This window comes from Curtobacterium sp. MCLR17_058 (assembly GCF_003234705.2).
GTDB classification, from domain to species: Bacteria; Actinomycetota; Actinomycetes; order Actinomycetales; family Microbacteriaceae; genus Curtobacterium; species Curtobacterium flaccumfaciens.
Window position 1 is genome coordinate 1,329,063 of sequence record NZ_CP126262.1, and the last position, 17,031, is coordinate 1,346,093.

17 protein-coding genes are annotated in these 17,031 nt (G+C 72.4%); 11 read left to right on the forward strand and 6 right to left on the reverse strand.

What is annotated here, in order from left to right:
* Nucleotides 1-3 precede the first annotated feature (3 nt).
* From DEJ11_RS06370 to DEJ11_RS06390, 5 genes are all read left to right on the forward strand, one after another.
* Nucleotides 4-864 (forward strand): hypothetical protein, encoded by an 861-nt coding sequence (locus DEJ11_RS06370; RefSeq protein WP_111105276.1) that lies wholly within the window; start codon nucleotides 4-6, stop codon nucleotides 862-864.
* Between the two features lie 49 nt (nucleotides 865-913).
* Entirely contained in the window at nucleotides 914-1,399 is a 486-nt protein-coding gene (locus DEJ11_RS06375) for a luciferase domain-containing protein (RefSeq protein ID WP_220038354.1), read from the forward strand.
* Between the two features lie 191 nt (nucleotides 1,400-1,590).
* Entirely contained in the window at nucleotides 1,591-2,523 is a 933-nt protein-coding gene (locus DEJ11_RS06380; RefSeq protein WP_111095987.1) for an ABC transporter ATP-binding protein, read from the forward strand.
* Complete coding sequence (locus DEJ11_RS06385; protein WP_111055522.1) at nucleotides 2,520-3,383, forward strand: ABC transporter permease; 864 nt, start codon at nucleotides 2,520-2,522, stop codon at nucleotides 3,381-3,383. Before DEJ11_RS06380 ends, DEJ11_RS06385 begins: the two co-directional genes overlap by 4 nt.
* 94 nt (nucleotides 3,384-3,477) lie before the next feature.
* Nucleotides 3,478-3,957 (forward strand): hypothetical protein, encoded by a 480-nt coding sequence (locus tag DEJ11_RS06390; protein ID WP_111105275.1) that lies wholly within the window; start codon nucleotides 3,478-3,480, stop codon nucleotides 3,955-3,957.
* A gap of 11 nt (nucleotides 3,958-3,968) precedes the next feature.
* On the opposite strand, the gene DEJ11_RS06395 is transcribed toward DEJ11_RS06390, so the two are convergent.
* On the reverse strand, nucleotides 3,969-4,574 hold the full coding sequence (locus DEJ11_RS06395; protein ID WP_111105274.1) for a dihydrofolate reductase family protein: 606 nt from the start codon (nucleotides 4,572-4,574) through the stop codon (nucleotides 3,969-3,971).
* A 104-nt stretch (nucleotides 4,575-4,678) separates the two neighbouring features.
* On the opposite strand from DEJ11_RS06395, the gene DEJ11_RS06400 reads away from it, so the two are divergent.
* The gene (locus DEJ11_RS06400) at nucleotides 4,679-6,622 is read left to right on the forward strand and encodes a family 43 glycosylhydrolase (RefSeq protein WP_111105273.1); all 1,944 of its coding nucleotides are present in this window, start codon (nucleotides 4,679-4,681) and stop codon (nucleotides 6,620-6,622) included.
* Between the two features lie 199 nt (nucleotides 6,623-6,821).
* A complete protein-coding gene (locus DEJ11_RS06405; protein ID WP_111105272.1) occupies nucleotides 6,822-8,234 on the forward strand; it encodes a protein kinase domain-containing protein in 1,413 nt (470 codons plus the stop codon).
* A 274-nt stretch (nucleotides 8,235-8,508) separates the two neighbouring features.
* Here DEJ11_RS06405 and DEJ11_RS06410 read toward each other — a convergent pair whose 3' ends face one another.
* Nucleotides 8,509-9,306 carry an SDR family NAD(P)-dependent oxidoreductase gene (locus DEJ11_RS06410; protein ID WP_111105271.1) on the reverse strand — a complete coding sequence of 266 codons (798 nt, stop codon included), beginning with the start codon at nucleotides 9,304-9,306 and terminating at the stop codon, nucleotides 8,509-8,511.
* 110 nt (nucleotides 9,307-9,416) lie between these two features.
* Here DEJ11_RS06410 and DEJ11_RS06415 point away from each other — a divergent pair, with 110 nt between their 5' ends.
* Together DEJ11_RS06415 and DEJ11_RS06420 are read left to right on the forward strand one after the other, a co-directional pair.
* Entirely contained in the window at nucleotides 9,417-10,322 is a 906-nt protein-coding gene (locus DEJ11_RS06415) for an AraC family transcriptional regulator (RefSeq protein WP_111105270.1), read from the forward strand.
* Between the two features lie 133 nt (nucleotides 10,323-10,455).
* A complete protein-coding gene (locus DEJ11_RS06420) occupies nucleotides 10,456-10,668 on the forward strand; it encodes a PLDc N-terminal domain-containing protein (RefSeq protein ID WP_239001530.1) in 213 nt (70 codons plus the stop codon).
* 6 nt (nucleotides 10,669-10,674) lie between these two features.
* On the opposite strand, the gene DEJ11_RS06425 is transcribed toward DEJ11_RS06420, so the two are convergent.
* From DEJ11_RS06425 to DEJ11_RS06440, 4 genes are all read right to left on the reverse strand, one after another.
* Nucleotides 10,675-11,160, reverse strand: a complete 486-nt coding sequence (locus tag DEJ11_RS06425) for a tetratricopeptide repeat protein (protein ID WP_111031055.1) — start codon at nucleotides 11,158-11,160, stop codon at nucleotides 10,675-10,677.
* A complete protein-coding gene (locus DEJ11_RS06430) occupies nucleotides 11,157-11,966 on the reverse strand; it encodes a DUF6807 domain-containing protein (protein ID WP_111105269.1) in 810 nt (269 codons plus the stop codon). Before DEJ11_RS06430 ends, DEJ11_RS06425 begins: the two co-directional genes overlap by 4 nt.
* 10 nt (nucleotides 11,967-11,976) lie before the next feature.
* Entirely contained in the window at nucleotides 11,977-12,657 is a 681-nt protein-coding gene (locus DEJ11_RS06435; protein WP_111105268.1) for a class I SAM-dependent methyltransferase, read from the reverse strand.
* Between the two features lie 191 nt (nucleotides 12,658-12,848).
* Nucleotides 12,849-13,598, reverse strand: coding sequence for a FadR/GntR family transcriptional regulator (locus DEJ11_RS06440; protein WP_110865573.1), 750 nt, complete (start codon nucleotides 13,596-13,598; stop codon nucleotides 12,849-12,851).
* A 238-nt stretch (nucleotides 13,599-13,836) separates the two neighbouring features.
* Between DEJ11_RS06440 and DEJ11_RS06445 the strand changes: the two genes are divergently transcribed.
* Nucleotides 13,837-15,255, forward strand: coding sequence for an MFS transporter (locus DEJ11_RS06445; protein WP_111024851.1), 1,419 nt, complete (start codon nucleotides 13,837-13,839; stop codon nucleotides 15,253-15,255).
* Complete coding sequence (locus tag DEJ11_RS06450; RefSeq protein ID WP_111105267.1) at nucleotides 15,252-17,012, forward strand: dihydroxyacetone kinase family protein; 1,761 nt, start codon at nucleotides 15,252-15,254, stop codon at nucleotides 17,010-17,012. The genes DEJ11_RS06445 and DEJ11_RS06450 overlap by 4 nt, the downstream gene beginning before the upstream one ends.
* Nucleotides 17,013-17,031: the final 19 nt, after the last annotated feature.

Genomic DNA, 17,031 nt, shown 5'->3' on the forward strand with positions numbered 1-17,031 from the left:
CACGTGGAACTGATCAAGGACGCCTCGCGCGGCGACTGGTTGCTGGCCCGGGCCGGCGCGTTCGCCACGTTCGGCGGCGTCGCGGGCACCGGGTTCGAGGCGTACGTCCGGATCCTGCACCCGCTCCGAGCGGATCGCGAGGACCGAACGACCGTGGACGAGTACGACGAGCACCCGGTCCTCGAGTCGGCGGAGTGGCGCTGGGCCGACGTCGCCGAGCGCACCCGTCGGACGATCGACCCGCTCGTGTCGCGGCAGACGCTCAGCGGTCGGGACGACGAGTCGGACCTGCCCTTCGAGGACGGCTGGGTCGTCCATCCACCCGAAACGGGCTGGTACGAGCCGAAGCAACTCGCCGCGCTCACCGGGCTCCTCGCCGACGCGACGTCGACGCCGGACGACCTGGTCGGGGCGATCTGGGACGGATGGGGCGACCTGAACGGGACGTCGACGTTGGGCTTCGGGTGGCAGGGGAGCGGCGAGCCGACGGCGGCCGAGCGCGCGGAGATGCAGGCGCACATGGCCCGGGCTCAGGCGCAGCACGGGCGGGAGCAGGCTGCGCTCCGGGAGTCGCTCGCGGGTCCGCGCTTCCTGTGGCCGGCCCGCGAGTGCTTCCTGCTCGCCATGTCCCTGCCGCAGCTCAGCGACCCGTGCTGGACGGACGACGCCCGCGCGGGCACGTACGTCGATGTCGGGCACACCCCGCAGATGCTCTGGCCCGAGGGGCACGAGTGGGTGCTCGCCACCGAGATCGACTGGGACTCGACGATCGTCGCAGGCTCACGGTCACTCGTCGACGCGATCCTCGCCGACGCCCGGTTCGAGGCGTCCGAGGTCGACGCGGACGCTTCCCCCTCCTCGTGAGGGCCCGAACAGGAGCGACGCAACCCGGCCGAGCCGGTATCGTCGAGCAATGATCAGGTCCATCCGTCGCGGCGAACGGCCCACCGTGTCCGGCGCCGGTCCCCAGCGGCAGCTCACCGACCGTGCGACGCCGGAACTGTGGGGAGCACTCGTGGGGAGTGCGGTCGCCCTGCCCGGCGTCGAAGAGGGGCACAGCCAGGTGTCGCCGGCGTCGTCACGCGCGTTGTTCCTGCGCGGTCAGCGCGCCCACGTCGTCCCGTGGACCTCACTGGCGCCGGACGGACGACTCGAACCCGTGCACCTGCACGGCGTCAAGGACACCTCGGTCCACCTCTGTCTCCCGGTCGCACGGGGAGCCGAACTGACCGAACTCGGGTGGGCGATCCCGCACCAGTACGAGGACCACGGGACCGAGTTCATGGTCTACGGCCCGCGCGACGCCGAGGAACTCGCGGTCGTGCTGTCGATCATCGAGGAGAGCCTCGCGTTCGCTCGCGACCCTGGGGATGAGCGTCCGGCCCACCAGCCCGTCTGAGCACGGCGCGCCGACCTTTCGCGCCCAGCGACACCTCACGGGCCGCCGCACGCGTGAGCTGTCGCTCAGCGCGAAAACCCGCGCGACGCCGATGCCCGCGCCCCCCCCACCCCCGCGTCACCCTGTGGGAGCACACATCTCCCCCCAACGGCGGACGCGGCACCGACGGCCCCTCCCGTAGCGTCGAGGCCGTGATCGAAGTCAGCCATCTCACCAAACAGTACGGTCCGAAGACCGCCGTGGACGACGTCTCCTTCGTCGTGCGTCCCGGCAGTGTGACCGGCTTCCTCGGGCCCAACGGCGCCGGGAAGTCCACCACGATGCGCATGATCATGGGGCTCGACCGGCCCACGTCGGGCACAGCCACCGTGAACGGCCAGCCCTACACGAGCTTCCGCGACCCGCTCCGGCAGGTCGGCGCCCTGCTCGAGGCGAAGGCCGTGCACTCGGGCCGCAGCGCCTACAACCACCTGCTCTCCCTCGCGGCGACCCACGGCATCCCGAAGTCCCGCGTGCACGAGGTCATCGACATGACCGGCCTCGACTCCGTCGCGAAGAAGCGCGTCGGCGGGTTCTCGCTCGGCATGGGGCAGCGCCTGGGAATCGCTGCCGCACTGCTCGGCGACCCGAAGACCCTGATCCTCGACGAGCCGGTCAACGGCCTCGACCCCGACGGTGTCGTGTGGGTGCGTCAGCTCGCTCGCCGCATGGCCGCCGACGGCCGCACGGTGTTCCTCTCCAGCCACCTGATGAGCGAGATGGCGCAGACCGCCGACCGCGTGGTCGTGCTCGGCCGGGGCAAGGTCCTCGCCGACGCCCCGATCGCCGAGTTCGTCGCCGGTGGTGGCGCCGCTGCCGGCACCGATGCCGCCGTCAGCCGTGTCATCGTCCGCACGCCGGACCCGAACGGCCTGTTCAACGCCATCGGCCCGAACGCCGCGGTCACCCAGCGCGAGGACGGCTCGTTCCTCGTCGTCGGGCCCGACGCACCGACGGTCGGCAACATCGCCGCACAGGCAGGCGTCCCCCTGCACGAACTCACCCCGACCGGCGCGAGCCTGGAGGAGGCCTACATGGCCCTCACCCGCGACGACGTCGAGTACCGATCGGAGGGCACCCGATGAGCGCCACCACCTCGCCCACCACGCCGTCGACCCGGATGTCCGGCTCGACCCGCCTGTCCTTCCCGCACCTGGTGCGGAGCGAGTGGATCAAGCTGCGCAGCATCCGGTCCACGTTCTGGTGCTACGCGATCCTGGTCGTCCTCACGATCGGCATGGCGGCGCTGATCGGGGCGAACACGAACAGCGGCGGCCAGGAGCTGCCGACGGACCTCGCCAACGGCACCTTCGTGAACGCCAACGCCGTGGGTGTCCTGCTCTCGTCGCTCGTCGTCGGCGTGCTCGGCGTCCTCATCATCACCGGTGAGTACGGCACGGGCCAGGTCCGCTCGACCTTCACCGCCGACCCGCGGCGCACCGGCGTGATCCTGGCGAAGGCCACCGTCCTCGCCATCGCGACCTTCGTCGTCAGCGCCGTCGCCACCTGGATCGGCGTCCTCATCTCGCTCCCGCTGCTGGCCGGCAACGGTGTCGAGCCGGAGCTCGGTGACCCGTCGGTGTTCCTGCCGATCCTCGGTTCGTCGGTCTTCCTGACCCTGCTGGCGCTCCTCGCGTACGGCATCGGTCTGCTCGTCCGGTCGAGCGCCGGCGGCATCGCGATCACGCTCGGCCTCCTGCTGGTCGTTCCGGGGGTGCTCGCACTCATGAGCGGACTGATGAAGGTCGACTGGCCGATGGACATCGCGGCGTTCCTGCCCGACTCGGCCGGCGGCCAGCTCTACGCCTACTCGTACGACGGCGCGAGCACGGTCGACAACAGCGGGGTCGTGCTGAACGGCTGGGGCGGCTTTGGCGTCCTCGCCGCCGAGGTGCTCGTCGTGGGTGGCCTCGCCCTGACGCTCGCGCGCCGTCGCGACGTCTGACGCGACCACCCCACGGCCGGGAGGCGCGGTGCCAGCTGGCACCGCGCCTCCCGTCGTTCCGCGGGCGGGTCCACCGCGTCAGTAGGCTCACAGCGTGCGCTCCGTCCCCGCCCTGCTCCTGCCCGCGATCGCGGGTGTGCTCCTGCTGGCCGGCTGCGCCGGGCCGCCGCCCGTCGACGAGGCAGCGCTGTCCGCCTGGGAGAAGCGGCAGCGCGCAGTCGAGTCGGACACCGAGCTCGGCGCCCTGTTCGCCGCGGTGTCGCCCGGTGACGACGACAGTGACGCACCGGGCACGGGCGTCACCATCACGTTCCCGCACCCGGAGTCGGTCGACCACCTCGAGTTCTCGTGCTTCGGGGACGGGCACATGAGTGGCTCCTTCACCATCGGGTCGGCAGGCGCCTCGCAGACCCGACCGACAGATCCGATGTCCTGCCGGGACGGTTCACAGCGGATCGACCTTCCAGCGGAGCTGCGTCGCCGGGCGGACAGCGTTTCCTTCAACGGGTTCGGCAGTGACCGCGACAGCGCCTGGTACGTCCGGATCATCGCAACCGAGGCCGTCGAGGACTGACGCCCGAGCGCTCAGGACCGCCGGACGTCGTACCGGTGCAGGGTGACACCGTTGTCGTAGCGCTGCTGCTCGAGCAGGTCGAGCTGCACGAGCGGGCGGTGCCCCGAGCGCGGCGGATCGAACAACGGGCGGCCGACGCCGAGCACCGACGGGTGCGTGAAGAGCATGACCTCGTCGAGCAGCCCGGCATCGAGCAGCTGACTCGCGATGCTCGGTCCGCCCACGCCGATGTCGCCGTCGCCGGAGGCACGGATCGCGGCCAGCTCGGCGATTGCGTCGCCGTCGCCACCGATGACCCGGGTGTCGTGGTCGGCGACCGTCCGGGTGCGGGACACCAGGATCTTCGGCTGCGCGGTCCAGATCTCGCCGTACTCGCGCAGGTACTGCGGCATCGACTCGTCGTGCCGGGCGTCGGGCCAGAACGGGTCCATCATGTCGCGCACCACCCGGCCCTCGACGGACAGGGTCATCGCGGCGGCGCGGGCGTTGAACTCGCGGTGCAGTGGCTCGTCGATCCGGATCCAGTCGGGTCCGTCCAGGCCGTCGTGCTCGCCGGGGGCCCGTTCGACGAACCCGTCGACGGAGACGTTGATCCAGTAGACGAACCTCGCGGGCATGGCATGACTCCTTCGTCGAGCCGAGCGTACGCTCGCGCACGTCGCCAGGCGACACCCGCAGTCCCTCCAGCAGCACCTTCCTCAACGACGAGAGCAGGTCCAGCATGCGCCGATCGTCCACCGCACTCCTCGCCGTCGTGACGTTCCTCGGCGTCGCGACCACGGGCCTCCAGGCCGCACCAGCGGACGCGTCCGCGGTGCCGGGCGGGACCACCCGGGCGACCACCTCCACGACCGCGGCGTCGAGTGCGGCCAGCCGGAACGGCCGCGCGGCGCCCAGCCACCAGAACCCGGTCGCGCTCAGCCTGCCGGACGGGCAGACGGCGGCGAGCTGCGCGGACCCGACCGTGATCCACGGAGCCGGACGCGACCGCAACTGGTACCTGTACTGCACCACCGACGCGCTCACCGCGACGGAGCAGAACCCGGACGGGTCCCTCGTGCAGCACGCCGTGCCGACGTACCGGTCGACCGACCTGACCCACTGGACGTACGTGAACGACGCGTTCCCGACGAAGCCCGCCTGGGTGGGTGACGCGAACGGGATCTGGGCGCCGGACGTCGTGTACCGCGCCGGGGACCGTGGCCGCGCGGGCACCTGGTACCTGTACTACGCGGCCTCGGACACCCCGTCGGCAGCGGGACCGAGCGGCGGCGGCTCCGCGGTCGGGGTGGCGACGAGCTCGAGCCCGACCGGCCCGTGGAAGGACTCCGGCGGCCCGGTCGTGGCACCGCAGACCGCACCGAACGGCGACGGAGCACGGTGGGCGTTCGACCCCGAGGTCATCACCGACGGCGGCACGACCTACCTGTACTTCGGCAGCTACTTCGGCGGCGTGAACGTCCGGCGGCTCAGCGCGGACGGCCTGCGATCCGACCCGTCGACCGAGCGGCAGATCGCGATCGACAACCGCTACGAGGGTGCGTACCTGATGCGGCACGGTGGCTGGTGGTACTTCATGGGCTCCGCCACGAACTGCTGCAACGGCGCCCTGACCGGCTACGGCGTCTTCGTCGCCCGGTCGCGCAGCCCGCTGGGACCGTTCACGGACCGCGACGGCGTGGCGATCACGAGCACCCGGGTCGGTGGCACGCCCCTGCTCGCGCAGAACGGCAACCGGTGGGTCGGGACCGGCCACAACACCGTGGTCACCGACTTCGCCGGGCAGGACTGGATCATCTACCACGCGGCCGATCGCAACGACCCGTACTACGCGGGGCAGCCGACCTACACGAAGCGGCCGGCGCTGATCGACCCGCTCGACTGGCAGGGCGGCTGGCCGGTCGTCCGCGGTGGTGCCGGGCCGTCCGACACGGTGCAGCCGGGGCCGGTCGCGCAGCCGGGGCAACGGCCGACCTACCGGGCGTCCACGGCCCCGGTCGACGTGCCGGGCCGGACGATCCGGGCACTGTCGACCTCCTTCGACGGTGCCGCGGAGCCGGGAGCGCTGCCCGTCGCGCTGCCGGCCCAGCTCGCCTGGACGCGTGAGCCCGACCCGTCCACGTGGACCGTCGCCGACGGGACGTTCCGCTGGCAGACGCAGGACGCCGACATCCACCCGCCGGCGACGCCGCTCGCATCGGTGCTGTCCGAACCGGCGCCCCGTGGGGACTACGTGCTCCAGACCACGGTCGGGGTGGACACCCCGGCCACCGGCGACGGTCTCAACTACGTGCAGGGCGGCCTGATCGTGTGGGGTGACGACGGCAACTACGTCCGGCTCACCTCGAACTCGATCTTCAACACCCGCCAGACGGAGTTCGGCAAGCAGGTGTCCGGGCAACCGGCCGAGGCGCCGAGCTACGGCAACATGGTCGTCGGTCCGGTCGGGGACACCACCACGCTCCGGATCGTCCACCGCGAGGTCCGGGGGGAGGACCGGTACACGGCCTACACGAGCCTGGACGGGCGGCACTTCGTCCGGGGCGGGACCTGGACGGCGGACCTCGGCAGTGCACCCCGCGTCGGGCTCATCTCGCTCGGGGGCTCCGGCTTCACCAGCACCTTCGAGGACCTCCGCGTGAGTACGGTCGCGACGCGTCGCTGACGGGGCGGTCGGGTGGCGCCGGGATCGCAAGACACCGGTGTTCGCACGTTGAACCGCGGTCTGCGCGTGTTCGACCCGCGAACACCGGTGTCTTGCACACCACCACCCCCCGTTCAGCCGGAGAACGACGTCGGCAAACGAGATACCCGTCGGGATGCGAAGATGCATCGTTGGTGCCGGAGCCGAGAACGAGGGTTGGATGATCCCGACGGAAGACCACGACGCGAGCGCGCCGCTGCTCGACGGTCGGTACCGCGTGGAGCAAGCGATCGGCCAGGGCGGCATGTCCGTCGTCTACCGGGGTGTGGACGAGAGCCTGCACCGCCCGGTCGCGATCAAGCTCTTCCACGCGGGCATCGTCGACATCGCCCGGCAAGAGGCCGAACTCGGTGTGCTGGCGTCGCTCGAGCACCACAACCTCGTCAGCCTGCTCGACGCCGGAGTCGTCACCGGGCAGGACGGCACCCAGCAGCGCTACATCGTGATGTCGCTCGTCGTCGGGCAGGACCTCGAGGAGCGCCTGGCCGTCGGCCCGCTCGCCTCGCGGCACATCGCCGAGATCGGCTACGACATGGCCGAGGCCCTCGACTACATCCACGCCCACGGCGTCGTGCACCGCGACATCAAGCCGTCGAACATCCTGCTCGTCGACTACGGCAACGGTTCCGACCGGGCCCGCGCGCGTCTGACCGACTTCGGCATCGCGCTCGCCGCCGGTGTCGAACGCCTGACCGCCGACGGCGTGACCACCGGCACCGCCGCCTACCTCAGCCCCGAGCAGGCGCGCGGCGGCGAGGTGGGCCCGCCGAGCGACGTCTACTCGCTCGGCCTCGTGCTGCTGCAGTGCTTCACCCGCCGTCGCGAGTTCCCGGGCTCGCTCGTCGAGTCCGCCGTCGCCCGCCTGTCCCGCGACCCCGTGGTCCCCGAGCCCCTGCCCGAGCACTGGAAGCACCTGCTCCGTGCCATGACCGCGCAGGACCCCGCAGCCCGTCCGCTCGGCGCCGAGCTGGTCACGATGCTCCGCGACGTCGTGATCGCCGAGACCGCCACGGCCGACCACGTGGTCGAGCCGACCGACGCGACGGCCCCGGTACCGACGCGCCCCGAGACGGACCGCCCGGCGACCCTCGACACCCTGCCCGACGAGTCGCTGCAGCGCACCACGGCGATGGCGGCCCGGCTCTTCGACGCACCGATCGCCCTGGTCGAGGTCCTCGACGAGGACCGCGAGTGGTCCCAGTCGTACATCGCCGAGGGCGTCGACGAGGCAGCCCGCAGCATCAGCTTCCGCAACGGCTTCGCCCCGGTCCCCGTCCCCGTCGTGATCCCGGACGGCTCCGCACACCCCGAGATGCGGAACAGCCCCCTGGTCACCGGTCCGCTCGGCATCCGCTTCTACGTCAGCGTTCCGCTCGTCAAGCACGACGGCGCCCCGATCGGCACCCTCGCCGTGCTCGACACCCGCCCGCGGCAGGCCACCGAGGACGACCTCGCGAACCTCCGCGACCTGGCGGCGCTCGCCGTGTCGCAGCTCGAGATCCGCCAGGAGTCCCTGCGCACGACCAGCGACTCGCTGCCGGTCCCACGGGTGGTCGGCGACCACACCGCCTGACGGGAGGCCCGGTGCCAGCCCGCACCGCGCCTCCCGACCGTGCCGTGGTCGCGCCCACCGCCGCGCCGTCGCCGTCCGCCGAGCGGTCACGCCCCGTCGCCTGGAGGGCTCCCACGCGACGGTCCGTGACCGCACGACCACCTGCCGGCGGTGTGTCGTGACCACTCGCGGTGGTGGGTGTTCGCCCGGGTCGGCTGGCGCTGACGAGCGGGCGAAATGCCGGGGTGCCTCCGCGAGCCGACCCGGGTGTTTCGCCCGCTCGTGCGGGGCGCGCTCAGCCGAGGCGGGTCGCGGCGATGCCGCCGTCCACGTCGATGGTGGCGCCGTGCACGAAGGTTGCCTCGTCAGAGACCAGCCAGCGCACGGCGAACGCGACGTCGACCGGTCGGACGGGTGCGCCGGCCGGGGTGCCCGCCGTCATCTGCGCGAGGACGTCGTGCGAGTCCGCGTTGCCCGGTGTCGCGGTGGCCCCGGGCGACACGGTCGACACCCGGACGCCGTGCGGTCCGAACTCGGCTGCCCAGGCGCGGGTCAGCTGCTCGACGGCCGCCTTCGTCGCCGGGTAGAGCGCCGTGAACGGGACGCCGACGCGGGACATCCACGAGCCGATGTTCACGACGACGCCCGAGCCGCGTTCGACCATCGCGGGCGCCAGCGCGCCGACCAGCACGTGGGGTGCACGGACGTTCGTGGCCCAGAGGGCTTCGGCGTCGTCGTCGGCGAGCAGCGCGGTGGGGCCGACCGGGTAGACGCCGGCGTTGTTGACGAGGACGTCGACCCGGCCACCGAGGGCCTGGGCAGCGCGGCCGGCGAGGTCACGGACCGCGTCGGGGTGGCTGTTCAGGTCGCCGATCACGGCCACGGCGGTGCCTCCGGCCGCGGTGATGGCGTCCACCACGGCCTGCGTGCGCTCCGGGTCGCGGCCCGCGACCGCGACGGTGGCGCCGGAGGCGGCGAGGACACGGGCGACGGCTTCACCGATGCCGCTCGAGGCGCCGGTCACCAGCGCGGTGCGGCCGGCCAGTCGGTCGTCGGTGGTCAGGGAGTCGAGGAGTGCTTCGTTGGTCTGCATGCTCCGATGCTCGGTCCCGCGTGCCTCGTGGAGATTGCCCAGGACTCCGGACTGCTTGCCGGATCCAGCACGGGCGTTCAGCGCATCGATCGGCTCGACAGAATGGGCACATGGACGACGTCACCTCGGATCGACTGGACCGCGCGCTGCAGAGCGTCCTGGCCCACGTCGACGACACGGAGCGCGCCGGACGGCTCGGCCTCCGCCTGGCCCGGGTCGACGCGCCGACCGACCTCGGGTACCAGCGCTACACGCCGTCGGTGTCGGTGGTGCTCGCGGGGCAGAAGCGGTCCATCGTCGGGGATGACGACCAGCTCTGGGGTCGCGAGCGCTTCATCATCACGCCCGTCGACCTGCCCGTGATCGCCGGGGTGGTCGAGGTCGAACCACCCGCGGGGTTCGTCGCGGTCGTCTGGCAGCTCGACCCTGCGGTGGTCGCCGAGGTCGCGACGGCGATGTCCCGCCCCCACCAGGACGAGGCGCCGCCGGCACGACTCGGCAGCTGGACCCCAGCCCTGGCGGACGCGTTCGCCCGGCTCGTCGGACTGCTCGATGCTCCGGAGGACATGACGGTCCTCGCCCCGCTCGTCACCCGCGAGGTCGTGCTCCGCCTGCTGCAGACCGACCAGGCACCGCGCATCCTGGCCGCGATCGGCAACCGGGACGGCGACGTGGTCGCGGCCGCCACGGCCCTGCTCACCGACCGGTTGGCGGACCCCTGGTCGGTGGCCGGCCTGGCCGCGGCGGTCCGGACGAGCGAGTCGACACTGTTCGCGCGCTTCCGGCAGGTCACCGGGATGAGCCCGGTGCAGTACCTGCGGCGGCTGCGGCTCGGGGAAGCCCGGCGGCGGATGATCGTGCTCGGTGACACCGCCGCCCAGGCTGCGGTCGCGGTCGGGTACCGGAGCGCCTCGCACTTCTCGCGCGACTACCGCGCCCTGCACGGTCGGCCACCGGCTGCCGACGCCGGTCGGGCCCGTGAACTGCTCGCGCTGGGTGAGGTCGCGATCGCCTGACCTGCCAGCGCGATCGCCAGACCGACCCGCGCGGTCAGTCGGACGGATGACGCGGACGAGTCCGGGCAGGCCCTACTGTCATCGATGCGGGCGACGACCGTCGCCGCGGAGAGGACCGCTCGTGTTGACGAACGTGTCGGGAGCACACGCCGTGGTGCTCCTCGTGCTGCTGGCGCTCGAGGCCGTGGCGCTGGTGCAGGTCTGGCGCGACCGTCGCCGGACGCAGGTGGTCAAGGTGCTGTGGACGGTGGTCATCCTCGCGCTGCCCGTGATCGGCGTGCTGGGGTGGGCCGTGAACTGGCTGCTCGGCAAGGCTGCGGACGCGCTCCAGCGCCGGAACGCCTGACGCGCGTCAGTCCTCGGTGAGGGCCGCAGCGTAGGCCCGGACGGACCGGTGGTACCGGGGGAGCGTCGGTTCGACGGCTTCGATCGCGACGCGCAGGGCCTCGGCGGAGCGTCCGGCGCTGTGCAGTGCGAGCGCGAGGAACACCTTGGGTGCCGCTCCGGTGGCGGAGTGCTCCGGCGCGTCGCGGAGCATCGCGATGGCCTCGTCGATCCGACCGAGGTTGCGGAGCGTCGAGGCGTGCTGGACGACCATCCTGGCGGCGCGATCTGGGTCGACGGCGTCCAGGCCAGCCGTGGTCGCGGCGGCGTACTGCACGTCGGCCTCGGCCTCGTGGCCGCCCGAGTCGAAGGCGCCGCCGAGCTCGAACGCGCCGAGTGCGGGATGCGGAGCGTCGGCGGCGAGGTCGCGCGTCCACTCGATCCGCTGCTGATCGTCGATCGTCTCGTCGTCCCACAGCGCCGCGACGCGTGACTCCCAGTCCCCGGTGTTCATCCGGCGAGCGTACCGCCGTCGGTGATCGTCGCGCGGAACGAGCGGACCAGCGGAGCGCCGGGCTGCACGACGGCGGGGGAGTCCCACGCCAGTGCCGAGCCGATCGCCGGGTACTCCTCGGCGCGGACGAACCAGGGGTCGTGGTGGTCGAGGGCCTCGATGCGGATCGTCGCCGGACCGCCGTCGAACACCGCCGACCAGGTGATCCAGGGTGCGGCCGAGCCGTGCACGGCGGCCTCGCCCTCGGCATCGGCGGTCCGGATGACCACTCCCGTGCACTCGGGGAACCGCCAGAAGAAGCCGCCGTAGCCCGCTCCGGTCCGGCCGTTGCTGCCCGGACCGCCGAGGTGCACGGGGGAGTCACCGGGGGCCCGGAACGACGACGACCAGGACAGTTCCCACCCGCTGGTGACGGCGCGCCAGCGGAGGGTGCGGTCCTCGCGCAGGACCACCGCGCGGTCCGGACCCCGCCAGACCAGCTCCTCCGTCGATCCGAGTCCGTGCTGCGCGGCGTGCACGACCTCGACCGACCCGTGGTCGTCGCGCCAGACGTAGCCGGGGCCGTGGACGTAGGTCCGGCCACCCCAGCAGTTCACGCCGTCGACGTCCGGGATCGCGACGCCGACACCGCAGTGCCAGTCGTGGTCGCCCGGGTGGTGTGCGCTGACCACGGTGCCGCCGAGGGTCCGGACCGGGTGCAGGTACGGACGAGGGGACGATGTGGCGATCGTGCCGGCGCCGCTGCGTTCGACGGCGACCTCGACGCCGTCCACGACGAGTGCGCGGATGCCGTCGTCGGTGCTCACGCCACCGACGCTACCCGCGCGTCAATCGGGCGAGCACGACGCTGTCGAGCACCTCGTGCGGATCACCCTCCGGTGTCGTCGCGGTGCGCGGCCGGACCTCGGCGACCGGGACGTCCCACCGGTCGTCGAGCTGCAGGGCGGCAAGGTCGTCGGCCGGCGCGGGGAACCGGTACTCCCGCAGCTCGGGCGGCAGGTCGTCGTGCGGGGGAGCAGCGTGTGCGGTGACGAGCAGGTGCCCACCGACGTCGACGAAGCCGGCGGCCCGACGCAGGATCTCGGCTCGGGGGATCTCCACCGGCCACGACTGCAGGAACGACGCGGTCACCAGGTCGAACCGCGCGGCGGTGTCCCACCGGCCGAGGTCCGCGGCGACGAACGCCGTCCGGTCCTGCACCCCGGCGGCGACGGCAGCCCGCGAACCACGCCGGAGCGCCGTCACGGACAGGTCGATGCCCGTCACGTCCCACCCCTGCTCGGCGAGCCACACCACGTCGCCGCCCTCGCCGCAGCCGAGGTCGAGCGCCCGCCCCACCGGCAGCCCCCACGTCACCGAGGCGAGCACGGCGTTCACCCGGCCGGACCAGATGCCGTCGCGCTCGGCGTAGCGGGCCTCCCACCACTCCCGGGCGGAGGGCGCGGCGGTGACATCGGTGGCAGATCCGGCGGCGGAGCCGTCGTGGTGGGTGTGCATGCACCTACCCCAGCGCACGTGCCGGGCCGGACCCAAGCGGTGTTGCCGACCCGGCAACACCGCACCGTGCGAGGCGGGCGCGACCCGGGCCTCCCGTCCGCCCCGATCGTGAGCAGAAGGTGTCGGGTCGGCTCGACGGACCCGACCATTCCTGCTCACGAAGCGCGCGAAGCGAGCGACCGCGAGCCCCCCTACTCGTCGGCGGGCAGCGGCTCGGCGTGCTCGATGCGGGCGCTCGCCGTGGCCATGTGTTCGTCCATCGCGCGCTGCACGGCGGGCACGTCGCGGGCCCGCAACGCCTCGAAGACGGCGCGGTGCTCGTGGAACGCGGCCTCGGTCGCCTGCCGGGTCTGCACGCGCCGCGCGACCCAGACGCTCAGCATGGAGCGCAGGCTCTGTAGCAGGTCGGCGAGCACGTCGTTGCCCGACGCCCGCGCCAGCAGGACGTGGAACCGCACGTCGGCGTCGATGAAGGCCTGCGGGTCGTCGAGCGTCGCCTCCTGCCGGACCAGGTACTCGCCGAGCTCGGTGATCTGCTCGTCGGTGGCGCGCTGCGCGGCGAGGATCGCGGCCGTGCGCTCCAGCGAGGACCGGATCTCGAGTAGTTCGCGGGTGCGGTTCGAGGCGAGCATCAGACCCCACGACAGGGTCGTCGGGAGCAGGTCCGAGGTGCCGCCGCGCAGGTAGGTGCCCGAGCCGGGGCGGATCTGCACGATGCCCAGGATCTCGAGGGCGGCGAGGGCCTCACGGACGGCCGAGCGTCCGACGCCGAGCCGCTCGGACAGGATCCGCTCCGAGGGCAGCCGCGAGCCGGGGGCCAGCTCGCCGGCGGTGAGCAGCGAGACGAGCTGTCGGGCGACCACCGAGGCGGGGGACCCGACGGGCACGGACTCGAGCTCGAGTCGGATGTTGAGGGGGTCGTCCGGGCTGAACGCGGGCATGGAGTGAGCGTACCGGTCGGTCAACCGGTTGCGGCGAGAGCAGCGCCGAGGCGACCAGCGTCGCGAAGAACGCAGCAGCGCGCGTGAAATGGTCAACCGGTTGACAAGTTGCCCGACCGCGACGCACACTGGATCAGGCGCACCGATGCGCCCGCTCCCGATCCGCGCAGCAGCACGGACCATCCCGGCGCAGCCGCCAGGACGGGAGTCGTACCACCCCCACCGAGCAGGAGTCATCGTGGACATCCCCGCCACGCGAGGCATCCCCACCTCGGTCGTCGAGAAGACGGCCATCCGCAAGATCGCGATCCGCATCGTGCCGTTCGTGGCACTGATGTTCTTCATCAACTTCCTCGACCGCACCGCGATCTCCTTCGCCGCCCCCAACGGCATGGAGGCCGACCTCGGCCTGACCGCCGCCCAGTTCGGCTTCGCGTCCGGTGTGTTCTTCATCGGCTACCTCGTCCTCGAGGTGCCGTCCAACCTGGCGCTGCACAAGTTCGGCGCCCGGATCTGGCTCGCCCGCATCATGATCACGTGGGGCATCGTGTCCCTGCTCTTCACGTGGGTGCAGAACTACCCGCAGCTCGTCGGCCTGCGCTTCCTGCTCGGCATCGCCGAGGCCGGCTTCTTCCCCGGCGCGATCCTGTTCCTGTCGACGTGGGTCCCGGCCCGGCACCGCGGCAAGATGCTCGCGCTCTTCTACCTGGCGCAGCCGCTCACGAGCGTCATCGGTTCCCCGCTCGCCGGATGGCTGATGACCCACGAGGGTATCCTCGGCGGCCTGGCCGGCTGGCGCTTCATGTTCCTCTGCGTCTCGATCCCGGCGATCATCGTCGGCGTCCTGTGCCTCTTCGTGCTCAAGGACAAGCCGTCGCAGGCGAAGTGGCTCGACGAGGACGAGAAGGTCTGGCTCGAGACGACGCTCGCTGCCGAGAGCGCCGCGAAGGGCGGCGGTGACGGCCACGGCAAGGGCGGCCTGCGTGCGGCCTTCGGCTCCGGCCGCGTCTGGATGCTCGCCGCGGTGTACTTCGGCTTCATCTACGGCCTGTACGCACTCAGCTTCTTCCTGCCGACGATCATCGACGGCTTCCAGGAGCAGTTCGGCACCACGTTCGACCTGTTCCAGAAGGGCCTCATCACGGCCATCCCGTACGTGCCGGCCGCGGTCGTCCTGTACTTCTGGTCGCGTGACGCCTTCCGTCGTGGCGTCCGGGTCTGGCACATCGCCGTCCCGGCCCTGGTCGGTGGCCTGAGCATCCCGGTCGCGCTCTACATGAACAGCCCGGCCGCCACCGTCGCGGTCATCGCGATCACCGCGTGTGCGATCTTCGCGGCCCTGCCGAACTTCTGGACGGTCCCGACGCAGTTCCTGACCGGTGCCGCCGCAGCCGCGGGGGTCGCCCTCATCAACACCGTCGGCAACCTCGGTGGGTTCGCCGCCCCGTACATCACGGGTGCCGTCAGCGAGTGGACCGGCGGCTACCAGGTCCCGATGTTCATCGTCGGCTTCTTCATGGTGCTGTCGAGCGTGCTGATGTTCGTGCTCGGCCGGAACACGAAGCGCAACGAAGCAGCTGCCGCGGCGTCCGGAGCCGACACCGCGGTCGCCGCCACGGACGGACCGACCGCCATCGCGAAGGAGGCCGGCGCATGACCCGCCTGTTCAACGACCCGGCGGACTTCGCCGACGAGATGGTGGACGGCTTCGTCGCCGCCAACCGCGCCCGGGTGCGCAGGGTGCACGGCGGGGTCGCCCGCTCCACCACCAGCCCCGAGGGCACCGTCGCGCTCGTCGTCGGCGGTGGCTCCGGCCACTACCCGGCCTTCGGCGGCCTCGTCGGGCACGGCCTGGCGGCCGGTGCCGCGATGGGCAACCTGTTCGCCAGCCCGAGCGCCCAGCAGGTCACCGCGGTCGCGAAGGCGTCCGAGCACGGTGGGGGCGTGCTGCTGAGCTACGGCAACTACGCCGGTGACGTCCTCAACTTCGACGCGGCGGCACGGGCACTCGAGGCACAGGGAATCGACGTCCGCACGGTCCGCGTGACCGACGACGTCGCGTCCGCGCCCGCCGACCAGGCGCACAAGCGCCGCGGCATCGCGGGGGACCTCTGCGTGTTCAAGGTGGCCGGCGCGGCCGCGGAACGGGGCGACGACCTCGACGCGGTCACCGCGATCGCGGCCCGGGCCAACGACCGCACCCGCAGCTTCGGGGTCGCGTTCTCGGGCTGCTCCCTGCCCGGCGCCGACGAGCCGCTCTTCACCGTCCCCGAGGGGCGCATGGCCATCGGCATGGGCATCCACGGCGAACGCGGCATCGCCGAGGCCGACGTCCCCACCGCGGACGGCCTGGCCGACCTGCTCGTCGACAAGCTGCTCACCGAGCGACCCGACGGCACCGGCACCACAACACACGGCACCGCACCAGACACCGCAACAGCAACCGCCGGCCCCCGCGTCGTCCCGATCCTCAACGGCCTCGGCTCCGTCAAGTACGAGGAGCTCTTCGTCGTCTTCGGCGCCGTCCAGCGGAAGCTCACCGACGCCGGCATCGTCGTCGTGGAGCCCGAGGTCGGCGAACTCGTCACCAGCTTCGACATGGCGGGCGTCTCGCTCACCCTGTTCTGGCTCGACGACGAACTCGAGCAGCTCTGGGCCGCCCCGGCCGACGCCCCGGCGTACCGCAAGGGCGGCGCCGTCCCGCAGCAGCCGGTGCCGGTCGAGGTCCTCGAAGCCGGCGTGGTCGTGCCCGTGACGCCGGGCACCGAGGAGTCCCAGGCCGCAGCAGTCCGCGTCGTGAGCGCGATCGCCGCGATCCGCGCCACCATCGACGACCACGCCGACGAGCTCGGCCGCATCGACGCCGTCGCAGGTGACGGCGACCACGGCATCGGCATGCAGCGCGGCTCCACCGCCGCCGACCGTGCGGCACAGGACGCCGCCGCCCGTGGCGCCGGCGCCGGTTCGGTCCTCGCGATCGCCGGAGACGCCTGGTCCGACAAGGCCGGTGGGACGTCCGGTGCGATCTGGGGTGCCGCCCTGGAGGCACTGGGTCGCGTCCTCGGCGACGACGAACGCCCGTCGTCGGCCACCGTCCAGAGCGCGGTGCACGCCGCCACCGAAGCCGTCCTGGCATTCGGGGCCGTCCCCGGCGACAAGACGATGGTCGACGCGCTCGTGCCGTTCGACCAGGTCTTCTCCGCCCGGGTCGACGCCGGTGACGAACTCGTCGACGCCTGGTCGGCCGCCTCGGCTGCAGCACAGACCGCGGCGGACGCCACGGCCGACCTGTTGCCCCGGATGGGCCGCGCCCGCACCCACGGCGAGGACGCCGTCGGCACACCGGACGCCGGCGCGATCTCCTTCGCGCTCATCACCGCCGCGGTCCTGGCGACCATCGCCGTCCCCGCCTGACCCCCACCACGAAAGGCAC